Below are 17,309 nucleotides of genomic sequence, written 5' to 3'. Positions count from 1 at the left end.
CACGTTATGGCTGACGGTCCCCTCATCGTGCAGAGCGACCGGACGGTGCTGCTCGAAGTGGCCCATCCGGATGCCGAGAACGCGCGCCACGAGCTCGCGATCTTCGCGGAGCTCGAGCGTGCCCCCGAGCACATCCACACGTACCGCATCACGCGGCTCGGTCTGTGGAACGCCCGTGCGGCGGGCCACGATTCCGACGACATGCTCGCGACGCTCGACCGGTGGTCGCGGTTCCCCGTGCCGCCGTCGGTGTCGATCGACATCCGCGAGACGGTGGGCCGCTACGGCCGACTCGTCATCGAGCGCACCGAGGACGGCGAACTCGTGCTGCGGTCGACGGATGCCGCGGTGCTCGCCGAGATCTCGCGCAACAAGCGCATCCAGCCCCTGCTCATCGGCAAGCCCACCCCCGAGACGTTCCTCATCGACGCGTGGGCGCGCGGTCACATCAAGCAGGAGCTCCTCAAGATCGGCTGGCCGGCGGAGGACCTCGCGGGCTACACGCCGGGGACCCCGCATCCCATCGACCTCGAAGAGAGCGGCTGGACCCTGCGCCCCTACCAGCGCCAGGCGGTCGACATCTTCACCGAGGGCGGCTCGGGCGTCGTCGTGCTCCCCTGCGGCGCGGGCAAGACGCTCGTGGGTGCGGCCGCGATGGCCGACACCAAGACGACGACGCTGATCCTCGTGACCAACACCGTCAGCGCCCGGCAATGGCGCGACGAGCTGCTCAAGCGCACGTCGCTCACGCCCGAGGAGATCGGCGAGTACTCGGGTCAGGTCAAAGAGGTCAAGCCCGTCACGATCGCGACCTATCAGATCCTCACGGCGAAGCGGAAGGGCGAGTACGCGCACCTCGCGCTGCTCGACGCGCTCGACTGGGGCCTCATCGTCTACGACGAGGTGCACCTGCTCCCCGCGCCCGTGTTCAAGCTGACCGCCGACCTGCAGGCCCGGCGCCGCCTGGGCCTCACCGCGACGCTCGTGCGCGAGGACGGCCGCGAGGGCGACGTCTTCAGCCTCATCGGTCCCAAGCGCTTCGACGCGCCCTGGAAGGAGATCGAGGCCCAGGGCTTCATCTCGCCCGCCGTCTGCTACGAAGTGCGCGTCGACCTGCCTGCGGGCGACCGACTCGAGTACGCGGCCGCGGCCGACGACGAGCGCTACCGCCTCGCCGCGACGGCCCACGCCAAGATCGGCGTCGTACGCCGCCTCGTGCAGCGCCACGCGGGCGAGCGCATCCTCGTCATCGGGCAGTACCTCGATCAGATCGACATCCTCGCAGAAGCGCTCGACGCGCCCAAGATCACGGGCGCCACCCCCATCGACGAGCGCGAGGAGCTGTACCAGGCCTTCCGCGAAGGGTCGATCGAGCTGCTCATCGTCTCGAAGGTCGCGAACTTCTCGATCGATCTGCCCGAAGCATCCGTCGCCATCCAGGTCTCGGGATCCTTCGGCTCGCGGCAGGAGGAGGCGCAGCGTCTCGGGCGCCTCCTGCGCCCGAAGGAGTCCGGCAACACCGCGAGCTTCTACACGCTCATCGCGCGCGACACGGTCGATCAGGACTTCGCGCAGAACCGCCAGCGGTTCCTCGCCGAGCAGGGCTACAGCTATACGATCCTGGACGCCGACGGCATCGCCGCCTGAGGCTCGACCGGCGGCACGGGTACCGCCACCGGCGCCGTGAGGCGGAGCGTCCGCGGCATCCCGGAGCGCCGGAACATCACCTCGACGAGCGCGACGTAGGCACCCACCATGACGGTCGAGACGATGAAGCTCAGGATGCCGGGCGAGGTCGCATTCACGTCGCTGAGACCGGCGAGCGCGAGCAGGAACGCCAGCAGGTTGTTGACGACGTGGATCGAGATCGCCGCTTCGAGGCCACCGGTCCGCCACGTGAGCCAGCCTGCCGCGACGGCGAAGACGCCGACGCTCACCTGACCGAGCGGGTCGTAGAGGTGGCCGAGGACGAAGAGCGGCACCGGGAGCAGGATCGCGAACGCGGGATGCCGCAACCACCGCCCGATCGCCTGCATGAGGTATCCGCGGAAGACGTACTCCTCGGACGCTGCCTGGAACGGCACGACGAGCAGCAGCACGATGAGCGTCGCCCACAGCTGCGGGTTGTCGCCCGGCTGGAGGACCTCTCCCCCGGTCTCTTCGGCCGGCAGCAGGAACGACAGCCCCGTGACCACCCCCGCCACCACGACCCCCGCGGCGGCGCAGAGCAGCATCCATCGCCATCTCAGGCGGCCGAAGGCCGACGAGACCAGCCCGACGCGACGGCCGTTGATGAGCAGCGACGCGAGCACGTACGCGGGGAGCATGAGCGCGATCGACCCGAGCACGACGGCCATGATGAGGGGGTCGGCCAGATCGAATGCGACGCCCTCGCCGATCGCCAGCAGCCTCTGCATGATCGTGGGGTCGACGAGCGACCACACGAGGAGCGCGACGACACCGAGCAGCGTGAGAACGACGTAGAACGCGAGCCCCACGAGTCCGACGACGAGCGGCGTCCACCATCCCGGGCGCCGGCGCGCGAAGACGAGGCGATGGAAGCCGAGACCGTCGGCGAAAGCGTCGGCGGGAGGCTGTGTCATCCCTCCATCCTGCCTGCTGTGATCGGGCTTTCCGGCCGATATCCAGACAGGGCATGGCATCCATCGCCATAATGAACCCATGACCGCACCGCGCATCCTGGTTGTCGACGACGAGCCGAACATCCGCGACCTGCTCATCACGAGCCTCCGGTTCGCGGGATTCCAGGTCAAAGCCGTCTCGAACGGCGCCCAGACGATCTCGGCCGTGCTCGAAGAGGAGCCCGACCTGATCATCCTCGACGTCATGCTCCCCGACATGAACGGCTTCAGCGTCACCAAGCGCCTCCGCGGTGCCGGGTACACGGCGCCGATCCTCTTCCTCACCGCGAAGGACGAGACCGAGGACAAGATCGAGGGGCTCAACGCCGGCGGTGACGACTACGTCACGAAGCCGTTCAGTCTCGACGAGATCGTCGCTCGCATCCAGGCGATCCTGCGTCGCACGATGCAGGCCGATGAGGAGTCGGTCATCCGGGCGGGCGAGATCACGATGGACCAGGACACCCACGACGTCGTCGTCGGCGATGCCTCCATCGACCTCAGCCCCACCGAGTTCAAGCTCCTGCGCTACCTCATGCTCAACCCCAATCGTGTGCTGTCGAAGGCGCAGATCCTCGATCACGTGTGGGAGTACGACTTCAACGGCGATGCGGGCATCGTCGAGAGTTACATCTCGTATCTGCGACGCAAGATCGATCCGCACTCGTCCGAGCCGCTCATCCAGACCAAGCGCGGCTTCGGCTACATGCTGAAGGCGGGCAAGACGGCCTGAGCCGCCTGAGGAAACGTGGCCGACAAGACCGACGCCGTCACCCGGTGGTGGCGCAGCATCAGCCTGCGCGCCAAGGTCACGGGCGCCTCGGTCGCCGTCCTCGCGATCGGTCTGCTCGGCGCCGGCATCGGCACGACGATGTTCCTGCGCGGCGCGCTGCTCGCCAACCTCGACACGCAACTCGTCCAGCTCGCCCAGACCGATGTCGCGGGCTCGCTCCTGGACATCTCGCTCGTGGACGGTGAGCTCGCCGCCGAGCCGGCCGAGAACGCGCCCCCCGCCGACTACTTCGTGGCGGTGTACGGCCCCGTGCACGGCGCCTTCCTCGGCTCGGCGGGCGGGACGGCGGAATCGCCGCCGAAGTTCCCCGAGACGATCGACCTGACCTACGCCGTCAACCATCCGCTGAGCCTCGAGACCCTTCCGTCGGAGGACGGGGACACCGAGTTCCGCACGGCGATCGCCGTGCAGGAGCTGCCGGGGACGGGGATCTCGTTCACGCAGCTCGTCGCCCTGCCGATCGGCCCCGTCAACCGCACGGTCGCGACGTCTGCGGGCATCTACAGCATCATCGCGGTCTTCGCGATCATCTTCGGTGCGGTGCTGACGCGCCTTCTCGTGACGTTCGCCTTCCGCAGCCTCGGGCAGGTCGAGACGACCGCCATGGCGATCGCGTCGGGCGACTTCGGCCAGCGCATGACCGACATCGAGCCGACCACGACCGAGGTCGGCCGCCTCAAGACCGCGATCAACGCGATGCTCGGTCGCGTCGACACTGCCATCTCGCAGCGGGACGCCACCGTGCGCCAGATGCGCCGGTTCATCGGCGACGCGAGCCACGAGCTGCGCACACCGCTCGTCACGGTCCGCGGGTACGCCGAGCTCTACCGCATGGGCGCCATCCGTGGCGACGAGGACGTCGCTCAGGCGATGGACCGGATCGAGAGCGAAGCCAAGCGCATGGGCGTGCTCGTCGAGGACCTGCTCGCCCTCGCACGACTCGACGAGCGACGGGATGTCGTCATCACGCCCGTGGACCTGCGTCCCGTCGCACGGGACGCTGCCCTCGATGTGCGCGCGACGTCTCCGTCGCGGCCCGTCACCGTGATCGACACGACCGCCGTCGAGCGGCACGAAGCTCCGCATGTGCCCGAACCGGGCCCCGAAACGACCAAACGCCCGTCGACATCGGCGATCGCGCGAGCCGGGGCATCCCTCTCGCTGCTTCGTCGCAAGCCGAAACCGATGCCCGCCACGTCGGCGACCGGCATGGGTGAGCCGGCGGTGCAGCAGCTGCACCTCGCGGCGGAGCCCGCGGCCCCCTCGACGGCACCCGCACCGATCGTCCTGGGCGACGAGAACCGCATCCGGCAGGTCGTGACGAACCTGCTCGGCAATGCGCGGAGGTTCACCGGCGAGGACTCGCCGATCGAGCTGCGGGTCGGCATCGACACGGCGATGGCGATGGGCTGGATCGAGATCATCGATCACGGCGAGGGCATTCCCGACCAGATCAAGGACAAGATCTTCCAGCGGTTCTGGCGCGCCGACAACTCGCGTACGCGCGAGACGGGTGGCACGGGGCTGGGGCTGTCGATCGTCGCCTCGATCGTCGAGGCCCTGCACGGCGCCGTGTCGGTCGCCGACACCCCGGGCGGCGGTGCGACCTTCCGCGTCTCGCTCCCGCTCGCCGAACCGCGGGATGCCTCGGAGCACCTGCACCTCGAGACCCAGCCGCTGCGTCGTCTGACCGATCCCGCCGAGTAGCGACTCCTCCACAGTCGTGGGCGGCGGGTCGACGTTCCACAGCCTTCCCTGACGGCTCAGGATGCCGCGGCCCGCGCTTCTAGCGTGGGACGCACACCCCGAACAAGGAGCTTTCCATGGCCGTCTTCTCCGTCGATTCCGATGCCGTCCTCTCCTCCACCGCCGTCGTGCGCGGAACGATCGATCGCCTGCAGGGCGAGGTGAACGCCCTCCTCAGTCAGCTGACGGGCCTGCAGTCGTCGTGGACGGGCGCGGCCTCCACCGCCTTCCAGTCCTCCGTCGAGCAATGGCGCGCGACGCAGCGCACGGTCGAAGAGAGCCTCGCCGGCATCAATGCCGCCCTGTCGCTTGCGGGGCGTCAGTACGCCGAGGCCGAGCAGGCGACGATGGGCCTCTTCCGCTGATGGACTTTGCTACGGTTGCTACACCTCTTGCTACGATTGCTACGCGATCGAAGGAGGCAACCGTGGCGAGGACCATCCCCCATCGCGAACTGCGCAACAACTCGAGCAAGATCCTCGAGGAGGTCCGAGGCGGCGAGACGATCCACATCACCAATCACGGCGAGGTCGTCGCGACGCTCGTGCCCCCGCCGCTCGCCCCGCAGGTCACGATCCGTCCGGCGAGGCGCCGCGGCGGGTGGCTGGACATCACACCGCAGCCGCTTCCTCCCGGCGTCACGACGCAGCAGATCCTCGACGACCTGCGCGGCGATCGATGAGCGTCTACGTGGACTCCTCGGCCGCTGTGAAGCTCATGGCAGAGGAGAAGGAATCGGACGCTCTCGCCCATGCCTTGGAGCAGGCCGCCGAAACGGGCACGGCCATCCGGTCCGCAGCGCTCCTCGAGACCGAACTGCGCCGGGCTGCCAACCGCCTCTCGCTGAGCCAGGAGGCCGTGACCGTCATCCTCGAAGGCATCGACCTCGTCGACATGCCCCGATCGGTGTTCGCCGAAGCGGGCCTCGTCGTCGGCGCCAACCTGCGCTCTCTCGATGCACTGCATGTCGTGACGGCGCTCCGCTGCGGACCCACGACCTTCATCTCGTACGACGCACGGCAGATCGAGGCCGCGCGTGCCGCGGGGCTTGCGGTCGCGTCCCCCGGCCGCTGACGCTCACCATGTGCAGAAGCGCCCCTCCTCTCGAAAGAGGAGGGGCGCTTCTTCGTGTGGGACTCAGAAGTCCATGCCACCCGTCGGGTCGCCGACGGGAGCGGCGGCCTTCTCGGGCTTGTCGGCGACGACGGCCTCGGTCGTGAGGAACAGGCCCGCGATCGACGCGGCGTTCTGCAGCGCCGAGCGGGTGACCTTCACCGGGTCGTTGATGCCGGCCGACAGCATGTCGACGTACTCGCCGGTCGCGGCGTTGAGGCCCTGGCCCGAGGGGAGCTCGGCGACCTTGTTCGCGACGACACCCGGCTCGAGGCCGGCGTTGAGGGCGATCTGCTTCAGCGGAGCCTCGATCGCGACGCGCACGATGTTCGCACCGGTCGCCTCGTCACCCGAGAGCTCGAGACCCGCGAAGGCCTTCTTGCCCGCCTGGATGAGCGCGACGCCACCACCGGCGACGATGCCCTCTTCGACGGCCGCCTTGGCGTTGCGCACGGCGTCCTCGATGCGGTGCTTGCGCTCCTTGAGCTCGACCTCGGTCGCGGCGCCGGCCTTGATGACGGCGACGCCACCGGCGAGCTTCGCGAGGCGCTCCTGGAGCTTCTCGCGGTCGTAGTCGCTGTCGGTGTTGTCGATCTCACGACGGATCTGCGTGACGCGACCCTCGATCTGGTCGGCCTCGCCGGCACCCTCGACGATCGTGGTCTCGTCCTTCGTGACGATGACCTTGCGCGCACGGCCGAGCAGGTCGAGCGTCGCGTTCTCGAGCTTGAGGCCCACCTCTTCGGTGATGACCTGGCCACCGGTGAGGATCGCGATGTCCTGCAGCTGCGCCTTGCGGCGGTCGCCGAAGCCGGGAGCCTTGACGGCGACCGACTTGAAGATGCCGCGGATCTTGTTGAGCACGAGAGTCGCGAGCGCCTCGCCCTCGACGTCCTCGGCGATGATGACGAGCTCCTTGCCGTCCTGGATCACCTTGTCGACGATCGGCAGGAGGTCCTTGATGTTGCCGATCTTCTGGTTGGCGATGAGGATGTACGGGTCTTCGAAGACCGCCTCCTGACGCTCCGGGTCGGTCACGAAGTAGGGGTTGATGAAGCCCTTGTCGAAGCGCATGCCCTCGGTGAGCTCGAGCTCGGTGCCGAACGTCTGCGACTCCTCGACGGTGACGACGCCTTCCTTGCCGACCTTGTCGATCGCCTCGGCGATGAGCTCGCCGATCTCGGTGTCGCCGGCGGAGATGGATGCCGTGGCCGCGATCTCCTCCTTGGTCTCGACCTCCTTCGCGTCCTCGAGAAGCTGCGCCGTGATGGCCGCGACGGCCTTCTCGATGCCCTTCTTGAGCGAGATGGGGTCAGCGCCGGCCGCGACGTTGCGCAGGCCCTCGCGCACGAGCGCCTGAGCGAGCACCGTGGCGGTCGTCGTACCGTCACCGGCGACGTCGTCGGTCTTCTTCGCGACCTCCTTGACGAGCTCCGCGCCGATCTTCTCGTACGGGTCGTCGAGCTCGATCTCCTTCGCGATCGAGACGCCGTCGTTCGTGATCGTGGGGGCGCCCCACTTCTTCTCGAGCACGACGTTGCGACCGCGGGGGCCAAGCGTCACCTTGACGGCGTCGGCCAGGATGTTGAGGCCGCGCTCGAGGCCGCGACGGGCCTCCTCATCGAAAGCGATGATCTTTGCCATGTGTGTTACGTCCTCCCAGGACGGGGCTTATGGATTAGCACTCAACGAACCGGAGTGCTAATCCATTCTGGCACTCGCCCTATGCGAGTGCAAGCCGCCGGAAACACGAAAGAGGGATGCCTCACGGCATCCCTCGTCCCGTCGGTGTCGTCGGCCTCAGACGACGCGCACAGCTTCCGCCTGCGGACCCTTCTGACCGGCGCCGACCGTGAACTCGACGGTCTGGCCCTCTTCGAGGACGCGGAAGCCGCTCATGTCGATGTTCGAGTAGTGGACGAAGACGTCCTGGCCGTCGGTGACGGTGATGAAGCCGAAGCCCTTCTCGGCGTTGAACCACTTGACGGTGCCTTGAGTCATGCGAATGTTCCGGTCATGCGAGATCTCCTGTAGTGCGGTGGGACATCGCCATCGTATGCACGCCGGAATCGTCGGATGTCGCCGGATGCCGGATGTTGACACGCGCGCATCGAAGTGTTTACGGGCGCGAAACACGCGGGCCCGGGAAGGCGCGTCAGGGCGTCGCGGAGGGCGAAGGCGGGTTGGCCGTGCGGTCGAGACCGATGACGATCGTGAGCTGGCGGGTGGCCGGATCGGCGGGCTGGTACGCCTCGCTCTGCTCGACCTTCGCGCCGCCGATGACGCCGGCGAGACCGAGGGCCGCTGCTTCGTCCTCGGGGGCGAGATAGTAGACGGTCGTCTCGGGGAAGTCCTGCGAACCGGCGCCACCCGCGAGGACGCTGCCGACGGGCCATCCCGCGCCGAGGACGACATCCTCCATCTGCGTCGCGAGGCCCTCTTCGGGGGTCGCGTTGAGGATCAGCACGCTCGTCGTCGTGTCGACGACGGGCGTCACCACCGGAGTGGGGGTCGGCGTCGGAGTGGGCGTCGGGAAGAGGTCGATGCGACCGGACACCAGGAGTGTGCCGAAGATACCCGCCGCGATCAGGACGATCGTCGCGAGGGCCGCCCACAGGAACACGACGCCGCCGCGCATGCGCGGGTTCTCGGCGCGGTGGGCGCCGACACGGCCTGCATCGGCCGGAAGGTCGTCGAAGCGATCCCGGGGGAAGGTCGTTTTCGGCACCCCCCGATGCTACCGTCCGGTCGCGGAAACCCGTGCCTCGCGCAGCCGCCGCAGGCGCTTGACGAGCATGGGGTCGTGCTCCTGCGCCTCCGCCGTCTCGATGAGGCGGCCGAGCAGCTGGTAGTACCTCGCGGGCGAGATGCCGAGGTCGTCGCGGATCGCCTCCTCCTTCGCGCCGACGTGCCGACGCCACTCCGCCTCGAAGGCGAGGATGGCGCGGTCGCGGTCGGTGAGTGGCACGAGCCCACGCTAACGCCCGGAGTCCTCCGCGCCGGCACGCCACTCCAGGGATGCCCCGAGCGGATCCACGTCGGCGAGCGGACGCCCGTCGCGCGACAGCGCGAAGCCGTCGCCGTGCACGCCTGGAGGGTCGATCGAGATCCACACCAGGTCGCGCGCGCGCAGCATCCCGATCAGTCGCTCCCGCGCGACGCGCGGGATGTGCGGCAGCACGCCGGGGGTCGTGACGACGAGGGTCGCGCCATCGGGCGCGGCGGCGAGTGCGGTGTCGAGGACGGCGGCCTCGGATGCGTCGCCCCGCCACATCACGGGCGGATCCGCCGCGGCGATGTCGAGCGCCCCCTCGATGCGATCCCGGCGGCCGGTCTCGCCCGGCCACACGAGCGTCGTGAGGAATCGGCGGTCGTCGGCCGACGCGGGGTCGAGGGGCGCGAGGTCGATCCCGCCCCGCCACACGACGTCGGGCAGCCGCAGGGGCGGCGCGCCCGTCACCGCGCACTCGAGCACGACGGTCGAGCTCGACGGCGGGTCCAGGTCGACCGCGACGTCGCCGCGATAGCGGTACGCGTACCGATCGGGGTACAGACACAGCCCCGCGCTCGCACCGATCTCGAGCAGCGCGATCGACCCGTCGACGGCGGCCAGGGCGGGCAGGAGCACGGCGCAGCGCATCGGCTCGTTGGTCTGCAGGGTTCGACGGGATGCCTCGGCGACGACGCTGTCGGCATGGCGCAGCATCCATTCCCGCCACGAAGCGAACCCGGATTCCGGCGAACCCAGCAGCCGCGCGACGGCGAAGACGAGCGGGGGCTGGCGGTGCGTCGCCGGAATGCGCGCCAGCAGAGCGAGGAGGTCGTCGTCGGATGCCGCGCCCGCGGCCCACTCCTCGTAGAGCGCCGACCGGCCGGGCGCCTCGTCCGCCGCGAAGCGCGCGTAGCGCTCCCGTGCGGAGTCGATGTCGGAGCTCATGCCTCCATCCTCCCGCAGTGCGGTTGAATGGAGGCATGACCTACGCAGTCGAGAAGTCCGACGACGAGTGGCGCGAAGAACTCACGCCCGAGCAGTACGCCGTCCTGCGGCAGGCGGGAACCGAGCGCGCTTGGACGGGCGAGCTGCTCGACGAGAGCCGCGCCGGTCTCTACACGTGCGCCGCGTGCGGATCGGAGCTGTTCAAGAGCGGCACGAAGTTCGATTCGCACTGCGGCTGGCCGAGCTTCTACGAGTCGATCCGCCCCGACGCGGTGCAGCTCCTCGACGACTCCAGCCACGGGATGCAGCGGACCGAGGTGCGCTGCGCGAACTGCGGCTCGCACCTGGGGCACGTGTTCCCCGACGGCTTCGGCACGCCGACGGGTGACCGCTACTGCATGAACTCCCTCTCGCTCGAGTTCACCCCGGAGTCATGAGCGGCGCACTCGAGGCCGTCCGCGACCGACGGTCGTGGTCGAAGGTCACCGACGAGGCGCCGACGCGTGCCGAACTGCTCACGTTCGTCTCGGCGGCGGGCCGCGTCGCCGATCACTCGTCGCTGCGGCCCTGGCGCCTCATCGAGCTGCGCGGCGACGACCGCGAGCGCCTCGGCGCCGCGATCGCGAAGGCCGAGGGCGACAAGAAGCCGTCGACGAAGCCGCTGCGCGCGCCGCTGCTGATCGCCGTCGTCGCCTCGTACAAGAAGAGCAAGGTCCCGCGGTGGGAGCAGGAGGCCGTCGCCTCGGGTGTCGCGCACGTGCTGAGCCTGCTCCTCGACGACGCAGGATGGGGCGTCTTCTGGCGCACCGGCAGTTACACCCGCTCGAAGGCCGTCGCGAAGGCGCACGGCCTCGGCAAGGACGAAGAGCTCCTCGGCTGGCTGTACGTCGGCGGAAAGCCGCCGCGCACGCGGCCGAGCCGCCGCCGGGCCGTCGACGCGAAGCACCATGTCTCTCGCTTGCCGCGCAAGAAGAAGCCCTAGCGACGCACCCTGCGCCACGGGGCCCCCGCGACGATGACGCCGACGAGCGCAACGCTCGCCATGAGCGACTCCTGCAGGATGCCCGGACCCGCGCTCGACGGCCAGATCGCGTCCAGCAGCACCGCGGTGATGAGCTGCCCGACGACGGAGCCCAGGCCGAACAGCAGCACGCCCGTGTAGGTGACGAGGGCCGCTGACAGGAAGATGTAGACGACGCCGATCGCTCCACCGAGATACAGCCACGGCTCGCTCGGATAGGACTCCGGTGCGCCCACGATCCCGACGTGGACGAGCGCCGCCGCGACCAGGAGCACGGATCCCCCGGCGAAGTTGACGAGCGTCGCGGTGAGAGGTGTTCCCACGCGCTGGCGCAGTCGCCCGTTCGTCGCCTGCTGCCACGCGATTCCCGCGCCCGCGAAGAACGGCAGGAGCAGCATCCAGAGCGGGATGCCGCGCACACCGTCGCCGACGAGCGAGAGCGCGACGGCGCACAGGGCGAGCGCTCCGCCGATCAGGCGGGGAACCGTGACGGCGACGACGCCCGCCGGTCCGTATCCCAGCCGGTCCAGCAGCAGGCCCGAGAGCGACTGCCCCGCGACGATGCCGACCGTGAAGAGCGAGACGCCGATGATCCCGACCGCGAGTCCCTGCGTCGCGACCGTGAACGCGCCCGCGGCGCCGCCCGCCAGCATCCACCACGGAATCGTCCGCTCGCGCACGCCGACGACGAGCGTGCGCACGCCACGCCGGCCCACCGGCAGCAGGACCGACAGCGCGACGAGGATGACGAGGCCCGAGCCGAACGAGATCGCCGCCGCGACGAAGCCGTCGTCGAGTGCCGTGCCGAGCGAGCCGTTGACGCGTGCCTGCAGCGCCGTCAGCACACCGACGAGGACGGCACCCGACAGCGCGAGCGAGGCGGGCAGACGCACGCGATCGCGAGAGTCTGCGGTCACGAGCCGGCTGCGGGACTTGAACCCGCAACCCCCTGTTTACAAGACAGGTGCGCTGCCAATTGCGCCAAGCCGGCGAAGTGGCCAGTCTACCGGCCGTGGGGGGACGATTACGGCGTCGGGGTGGGCGTCGGCGAAGCCGAGGCCTCCTTGTAGTACGCGTCGCTCGCGATCGTGAGCACGAACTGCGCGAACTCCTTGGGGTCGTCGAGCGCGCCGACATACGGCATCCCGTTCACGAGCACCATGGGGGCGCCCGTCAGCACGACGTCCTCGGTGTCGGGGATGCTCTCGAGGGCGCGCTCGGTCGCACCCTTCGCCCACGTCGCGAAGTCCTCGTTCTCGATGCACGCGCGCACGACCTTCGGCGACGTGACTCCCGACGCCTGGGCGAGGTCGGCGAGTTCGCTGTTGCTGTAGCCGTCGGAGTCGACATCGGGCTGCTGCGAGAGCACGGCGTCGTTGAAGGCCCAGAAGGCCTCGGGCGAATGCGTGCCGACGCACGCGGCGGCGCTCGCGGCGCGCAGGGAGTACTTGGTGCCGTTGGACTTCGCCGTGAGCATCGCGACCGGATAGTACGTGAGGGTCGCTGCGCCCTCGGTGACCCACTTCGACAGCTGCGACGAGTTGGCGATCTGGAACTCGCCGGACCCGGCGGAAAGGTAGTCCACGTAGACGCGGATGTCGACGGACGGCTGCTCCGTCGGGGTCGAGGTGGGCTCGGGCTCGGCGGCGGTCGGCGTGGGAGTCGCCGTCGGCGGAACCTCTTGCGCATCCGATGCGTCGGCCACCGTCACGGCGAACCCGTCATCGGTCGCATTGCCGGGCTGGAGCATCGGCTTCGAAGCGGCCGAGGACACGGCCCAGGTCACGACGAGCGCCGTGATGGCGACGACGGCGACGACGGATGCCGCGACCGTCGCCGTGCGGATGCGGTGCGTGCGCTTCTGGCGCGCCTGCACCTGCAGCGCCTTCTCGCGCACCGCGTCGCGGCGATCGCTCGGGGCGTTCGAAGACTCGTCGGTCGACATGGAACCTCTCGGAAGGACGCGGGCCGGATTCGGCTGAGCCGAGCCTCGCGCGCCGGACGGACGCGGTCCGCACGAGGGGGCCGTGGACGATGCTAGCCAGACACCCTGGGAAATGCCCAGACGACGCCCGGATGCCGGCAGGGTGCGAGCTGCGGCATCCATGTCATACTGTCACTTGCGCCCGACGAGGGGCGTACGGGGGAAGCCCCGTCATCCATCACTACGGATCGTCCGGCACGTACCTGCCGGTGAAGGAGAAGAAAACATGGCGTCCGTCACGTTCGACAACGCAACCCGCCTGTACCCCGGGGGCACGCGCCCCGCGGTGGACAAGCTCAACCTCGAGGTCGCCGACGGCGAATTCCTCGTCCTGGTCGGTCCGTCCGGCTGTGGAAAGTCCACGTCCCTGCGCATGCTCGCCGGCCTCGAAGAGGTCAACTCGGGCCGCATCCTCATCGGCGAGCGCGACGTCACCGACGTCCCGCCGAAGGACCGCGACATCGCGATGGTCTTCCAGAACTACGCGCTGTACCCGCACATGACGGTCGCCGAGAACATGGGCTTCGCGCTCAAGATCGCCGGCGTCGGCAAGGACGAGCGCGCCGCGCGCGTGCTCGAGGCCGCGAAGCTGCTCGACCTCGAGGAGTACCTCACGCGCAAGCCGAAGGCGCTCTCGGGTGGTCAGCGTCAGCGCGTCGCGATGGGTCGCGCCATCGTCCGCCAGCCGCAGGTGTTCCTCATGGACGAGCCGCTGTCGAACCTCGACGCCAAGCTCCGCGTCCAGACCCGCACGCAGATCGCGTCGCTGCAGCGCCGCCTCGGCGTCACGACGGTCTACGTCACGCACGACCAGACCGAGGCCCTCACGATGGGCGACCGCATCGCGGTGCTCAAGGACGGCCTGCTCCAGCAGGTCGGCACGCCCCGCGACCTGTACGAGAAGCCGAACAACGTGTTCGTCGCCGGCTTCATCGGCTCGCCCGCCATGAACCTGTTCCCGTCCGACCTCGCCGAGGGCGGCGTCCGGTTCGGCTCCGAGGTCGTGCCGCTCGACCGCGACACCGTCGGCCGCGCGCACGGCAGCCAGGTCACGATCGGCGTGCGCCCCGAGGACATCGAGGTCGGCCCCGCAGACGGCAAGGGCCTCGCGGTCGTCGTCGACCTGGTCGAGGAGCTCGGCGCCGACGGCTACCTCTACGGTCACACGGACATCGCCGGCAAGCGCGCCGACATCGTCGCTCGCGTCGACGGTCGCAACCACCCGAACGCGGGCGAGACGGTCACCCTCGCCGCGAAGGCCGGTCACGTGCACGCCTTCGACCTCGAGTCGGGCGAGCGTCTGAACGACAAGCCGGTCGTCTCGGCCTGACGTTCCCACCTCGCGAGGGCGCGGGCAGGCTCACCAGCCTCCCGCGCCTTCGCGCTTTCCCGGAGGACCCGTGCCCGACGCCCTGAGCATCACCGCGAGCGCGGTCGATCCCGCCCTCCTCTCGCTCCCCTGGTCCACTCCGCTGGGCGAGTGGCCGTCGAGCGCCATCGTCTCGCTGCCGAAGGGGCTCTCGCGCCATCTCGTGCGGTTCTCGAGCCTCTCCGGCCGTGTCGTGGCCATCAAGGAGACGACGGAGCAGATGGCCCGCCGGGAGTACGACATGCTCGGCAATCTCGCCCGGCTGGATGCGCCGTGCGTCGAACGTGTCGCCGTGATCGCGAAGCGGACGGACGCCGCGGGCGAGCCGCTCCCGGCAGCGCTCGTCACGGCGCACTTGAAGTTCTCACTCCCCTATCGGGCGCTCTTCACGCAGGTGCTGCGGCCCGACACCGCGACCCGGCTCGTCGACGCGCTCGCCGCCCTTCTCGTCCGGCTGCACAACGTCGGCTTCTTCTGGGGCGACGTCTCGCTCTCCAACACGCTCTTCCGTCGTGACGCCGGCGCGTTCGCCGCCTACCTCGTCGACGCCGAGACCGGCGAACTCCACGAGGCGGGCCTGACGCGCGGGCAGCGCGAGCACGACCTCGACGTCGCGCGCACCAACATCGCCGGCGAGATCATGGACCTCGAGGCCGGCGGGCGCCTCGAGGGAGGGGTGGATGCCGTGGCCATCGCCGACGGCATCGTCTCGTCGTATCACTCGCTGTGGGCCGCGCTCACCGATGCGCAGACCTTCACGGCGTCCGAGTCGTGGCGCATCACCGAGCGCGTCCGCCACCTCAACGATCTCGGCTTCGACATCGGCGAGATGTCGATCGAGCAGGCGCCCGACGGCACGAAAGTGTCGATCCAGCCCAAGGTCGTCGACGCCGGGCACCATCAGCGGCGACTCATCCGGCTCACGGGCCTCGACGTCGAGGAGAACCAGGCCCGGCGCCTGCTCAACGACATGGACGAGTTCCGCGCGCGCGTCTCGCGCCTCGACGACGAGGAGATGGTCGCCCACGAGTGGCTGACGCGCGTCTTCGAGCCCGTCGTGCGCGCGATCCCGTGGGACCTCCGCGCCAAGCTCGAACCCGCCGAAGTGTTCCACCAGGTGCTCGAGCACCGCTGGTACATGTCGCAGGCGCAGGGGAAGTCGGCCCCGCTCGCCGAAGTGCTCTCGAGCTACATCGACACCGTCCTGCGCCATCGCCGCGACGAAGCGACCGTCATGGGACCGCCGACCGAGACGATGGCGCTCCCCGTCATCACGGCGGAGCTGCCGGTGCAGGACGACGAGGACGACGAGGTCGACTGGCGCGACCTCGTGTGAAGACGAGATGACGCCGCGACGCGAGGTGGGCGGGGATTTCGGAGTCCCCGCCCGTGCTAGCCAAGTTGCGGACAGGACGGCTGCCTCGCCAAGTACCAGGTCCCGTTGAGCACTACCGCCATATTCCCGGGCACCTCGGAGCACTCGACGGGGCCCCGATCCTTCGAGATTTCGACTCTCGCGGGAAGCTCCACGCCGTCCAGCGGGAGCAACTCATCCCACCCGAGCCCCAACACGTATGGGGTTGGTGCTGACGACTCGTCCGTGCATGCAACGGTCTCTTTGCTGTCCACGTCCTGCGTATCGGCGACAGTCATTTCGGGAAGAACATCGAGATCAGGGGGGCAGGTCGTGGGCAGCTCCGCGTCGGACGCGGACGGTTGGATGGATGATGGATTATCGGCGGGCACCGGCTGGGTGCCGGCGGCGCATCCCGCGAGCAACAGAGCAGACGCAACCACGGCCAGTCCGGCGAATCGAGGCTTCATGGTGCTCCTAGTGATGCGGCTGAGTTCCACGCGCGGACGCCGCTGAGCTGCGTGCAGTAATTGGGCCTCGCTCCCCAGGCGGCACCGCTGATAGGCCGGAAGACTGGGACGTCGATCATCCCTCGGTCTCGGACGTGTGTCGGGGTTCCCTGCCGACTCGAGAGCTCGGCGAGGTCTTCCATCGAATCCTCACACGGCGACAGCGCCGTCATCCGACGTCGTGTGAAGACTAGTAGCCGACGGTGAAGCGCTCGCGCGAGTGCTTCGGCTCCTCGATCTCATCGATCACGGCGACGGCGAGGTCCGGTCCCGAGATGTACGACTCGCCCGCGGCATCCGTCACGAGCACATCGCCGCCGTCACGGTAGGAACCCGTCCGCTTGCCGGGCGCCCACACGCCGAAGCCGCCCGCGGGATGGACGTAGAACCAGTCGCGCGCCGCGGGACCGCTCTGGAGGTCCTCGAGGATGCCGATCGCCTCGAGGGCCTCGGGCTTGTACTCCTCGGTGAACGAAGGCTGGTCGACGAGGCGCCCACCGCCGGGCGCGACGAGGCTGCCGCCGGCGCCTCCGATGACGCCGATGCGCACGCTCTCGGGGAGTTCCGTGACGAGTTCGGCGACGTTCGTGCGCACCTGGCCGACCATGTCGCCGCGGGCGGGGACGGTCGACACCACGACATCCACGCCCTGCAGCTCGGCGACGAGTCCGGGGACGTCCAGCAGCGTGCCCTCGATGTACGTCGCCCCCTCGACACGTTCGGCCGGGACCGTGCGGGCGACCGAGACGACCGTGTGACCGCGGCTCACCGCCTCGGCGACGATGTTGCTTCCGGCGTAGCCGGTTCCTCCGATGACGGCGATGCGTGCCATGACGTGGTT

General features: G+C 69.3%; 19 protein-coding genes and 1 tRNA gene. 10 read left to right on the top strand and 10 right to left on the bottom strand.

The window, feature by feature from the left end:
- The first annotated feature begins 6 nt into the window (after window positions 1–6).
- Window positions 7–1,647 carry a DNA repair helicase XPB gene (locus MA876_RS17285; RefSeq protein ID WP_248152482.1) on the top strand — a complete coding sequence of 547 codons (1,641 nt, stop codon included), beginning with the start codon at window positions 7–9 and terminating at the stop codon, window positions 1,645–1,647.
- Here MA876_RS17285 and MA876_RS17280 read toward each other — a convergent pair.
- Complete coding sequence (locus tag MA876_RS17280) at window positions 1,611–2,603, bottom strand: CPBP family intramembrane glutamic endopeptidase (RefSeq protein ID WP_248152481.1); 993 nt, start codon at window positions 2,601–2,603, stop codon at window positions 1,611–1,613. The genes MA876_RS17285 and MA876_RS17280 overlap by 37 nt on opposite strands.
- A gap of 79 nt (window positions 2,604–2,682) precedes the next feature.
- On the opposite strand from MA876_RS17280, the gene MA876_RS17275 reads away from it, so the two are divergent.
- The 5 genes from MA876_RS17275 to MA876_RS17255 all read left to right on the top strand — a co-directional run bounded on the left by MA876_RS17275 (window position 2,683) and on the right by MA876_RS17255 (window position 6,255).
- On the top strand, window positions 2,683–3,375 hold the full coding sequence (locus tag MA876_RS17275) for a response regulator transcription factor (protein ID WP_248152480.1): 693 nt from the start codon (window positions 2,683–2,685) through the stop codon (window positions 3,373–3,375).
- Window positions 3,376–3,513: 138 nt separating this feature from the next.
- Window positions 3,514–5,142, top strand: coding sequence for a sensor histidine kinase (locus tag MA876_RS17270; RefSeq protein ID WP_248152547.1), 1,629 nt, complete (start codon window positions 3,514–3,516; stop codon window positions 5,140–5,142).
- 116 nt (window positions 5,143–5,258) lie between these two features.
- Entirely contained in the window at window positions 5,259–5,546 is a 288-nt protein-coding gene (locus MA876_RS17265; RefSeq protein WP_248152478.1) for a WXG100 family type VII secretion target, read from the top strand.
- 62 nt (window positions 5,547–5,608) lie between these two features.
- Complete coding sequence (locus MA876_RS17260) at window positions 5,609–5,863, top strand: type II toxin-antitoxin system Phd/YefM family antitoxin (protein WP_248152477.1); 255 nt, start codon at window positions 5,609–5,611, stop codon at window positions 5,861–5,863.
- A complete protein-coding gene (locus MA876_RS17255; protein ID WP_248152475.1) occupies window positions 5,860–6,255 on the top strand; it encodes a type II toxin-antitoxin system VapC family toxin in 396 nt (131 codons plus the stop codon). The genes MA876_RS17260 and MA876_RS17255 overlap by 4 nt, the downstream gene beginning before the upstream one ends.
- Before the next feature lie 63 nt (window positions 6,256–6,318).
- Here the strand turns inward: MA876_RS17255 and groL are convergent, their stop codons facing one another.
- The 5 genes from groL to MA876_RS17230 form a co-directional block, all read right to left on the bottom strand.
- Window positions 6,319–7,938 carry a chaperonin GroEL gene (groL, locus tag MA876_RS17250; RefSeq protein ID WP_248152473.1) on the bottom strand — a complete coding sequence of 540 codons (1,620 nt, stop codon included), beginning with the start codon at window positions 7,936–7,938 and terminating at the stop codon, window positions 6,319–6,321.
- A gap of 156 nt (window positions 7,939–8,094) precedes the next feature.
- Window positions 8,095–8,295, bottom strand: coding sequence for a cold-shock protein (locus MA876_RS17245; protein WP_248152471.1), 201 nt, complete (start codon window positions 8,293–8,295; stop codon window positions 8,095–8,097).
- A 154-nt stretch (window positions 8,296–8,449) separates the two neighbouring features.
- Complete coding sequence (locus MA876_RS17240; protein WP_248152468.1) at window positions 8,450–9,022, bottom strand: LytR C-terminal domain-containing protein; 573 nt, start codon at window positions 9,020–9,022, stop codon at window positions 8,450–8,452.
- Window positions 9,023–9,031: 9 nt separating this feature from the next.
- On the bottom strand, window positions 9,032–9,262 hold the full coding sequence (locus tag MA876_RS17235) for a DUF3263 domain-containing protein (RefSeq protein ID WP_248152467.1): 231 nt from the start codon (window positions 9,260–9,262) through the stop codon (window positions 9,032–9,034).
- 9 nt (window positions 9,263–9,271) lie between these two features.
- A complete protein-coding gene (locus MA876_RS17230; RefSeq protein ID WP_248152465.1) occupies window positions 9,272–10,231 on the bottom strand; it encodes a DUF2332 domain-containing protein in 960 nt (319 codons plus the stop codon).
- Window positions 10,232–10,266: 35 nt separating this feature from the next.
- On the opposite strand from MA876_RS17230, the gene msrB reads away from it, so the two are divergent.
- Both msrB and MA876_RS17220 read left to right on the top strand, forming a co-directional pair.
- Entirely contained in the window at window positions 10,267–10,668 is a 402-nt protein-coding gene (gene msrB, locus MA876_RS17225; RefSeq protein WP_248152463.1) for a peptide-methionine (R)-S-oxide reductase MsrB, read from the top strand.
- A complete protein-coding gene (locus MA876_RS17220) occupies window positions 10,665–11,213 on the top strand; it encodes a nitroreductase family protein (protein ID WP_248152460.1) in 549 nt (182 codons plus the stop codon). The genes msrB and MA876_RS17220 overlap by 4 nt, the downstream gene beginning before the upstream one ends.
- Here the strand turns inward: MA876_RS17220 and MA876_RS17215 are convergent.
- The 3 genes from MA876_RS17215 to MA876_RS17205 all read right to left on the bottom strand — a co-directional run bounded on the left by MA876_RS17215 (window position 11,210) and on the right by MA876_RS17205 (window position 13,197).
- Window positions 11,210–12,169 carry a DMT family transporter gene (locus MA876_RS17215; protein ID WP_248152458.1) on the bottom strand — a complete coding sequence of 320 codons (960 nt, stop codon included), beginning with the start codon at window positions 12,167–12,169 and terminating at the stop codon, window positions 11,210–11,212. The two genes, MA876_RS17220 and MA876_RS17215, sit on opposite strands and share 4 nt — an antisense overlap.
- Window position 12,170: 1 nt before the next feature.
- Window positions 12,171–12,243, bottom strand: a tRNA-Thr gene (locus MA876_RS17210).
- A gap of 33 nt (window positions 12,244–12,276) precedes the next feature.
- Complete coding sequence (locus MA876_RS17205; RefSeq protein WP_248152456.1) at window positions 12,277–13,197, bottom strand: DsbA family protein; 921 nt, start codon at window positions 13,195–13,197, stop codon at window positions 12,277–12,279.
- A 265-nt stretch (window positions 13,198–13,462) separates the two neighbouring features.
- Between MA876_RS17205 and MA876_RS17200 the strand changes: the two genes are divergently transcribed.
- Entirely contained in the window at window positions 13,463–14,566 is a 1,104-nt protein-coding gene (locus tag MA876_RS17200) for an ABC transporter ATP-binding protein (RefSeq protein ID WP_248152455.1), read from the top strand.
- A 70-nt stretch (window positions 14,567–14,636) separates the two neighbouring features.
- The gene (locus MA876_RS17195; protein ID WP_248152454.1) at window positions 14,637–15,941 is read left to right on the top strand and encodes a DUF4032 domain-containing protein; all 1,305 of its coding nucleotides are present in this window, start codon (window positions 14,637–14,639) and stop codon (window positions 15,939–15,941) included.
- A gap of 717 nt (window positions 15,942–16,658) precedes the next feature.
- On the opposite strand, the gene MA876_RS17190 is transcribed toward MA876_RS17195, so the two are convergent.
- Entirely contained in the window at window positions 16,659–17,300 is a 642-nt protein-coding gene (locus MA876_RS17190) for an NAD(P)-dependent oxidoreductase (RefSeq protein WP_248152453.1), read from the bottom strand.
- Window positions 17,301–17,309 lie beyond the last annotated feature (9 nt).

This window comes from Microbacterium aoyamense, from assembly GCF_023155855.1.
GTDB lineage: Bacteria > Actinomycetota > Actinomycetes > Actinomycetales > Microbacteriaceae > Microbacterium > Microbacterium aoyamense.
The sequence above is the reverse complement of the archived record's forward strand: the minus strand, read 5'-3'. Positions and strand labels throughout refer to the sequence as shown.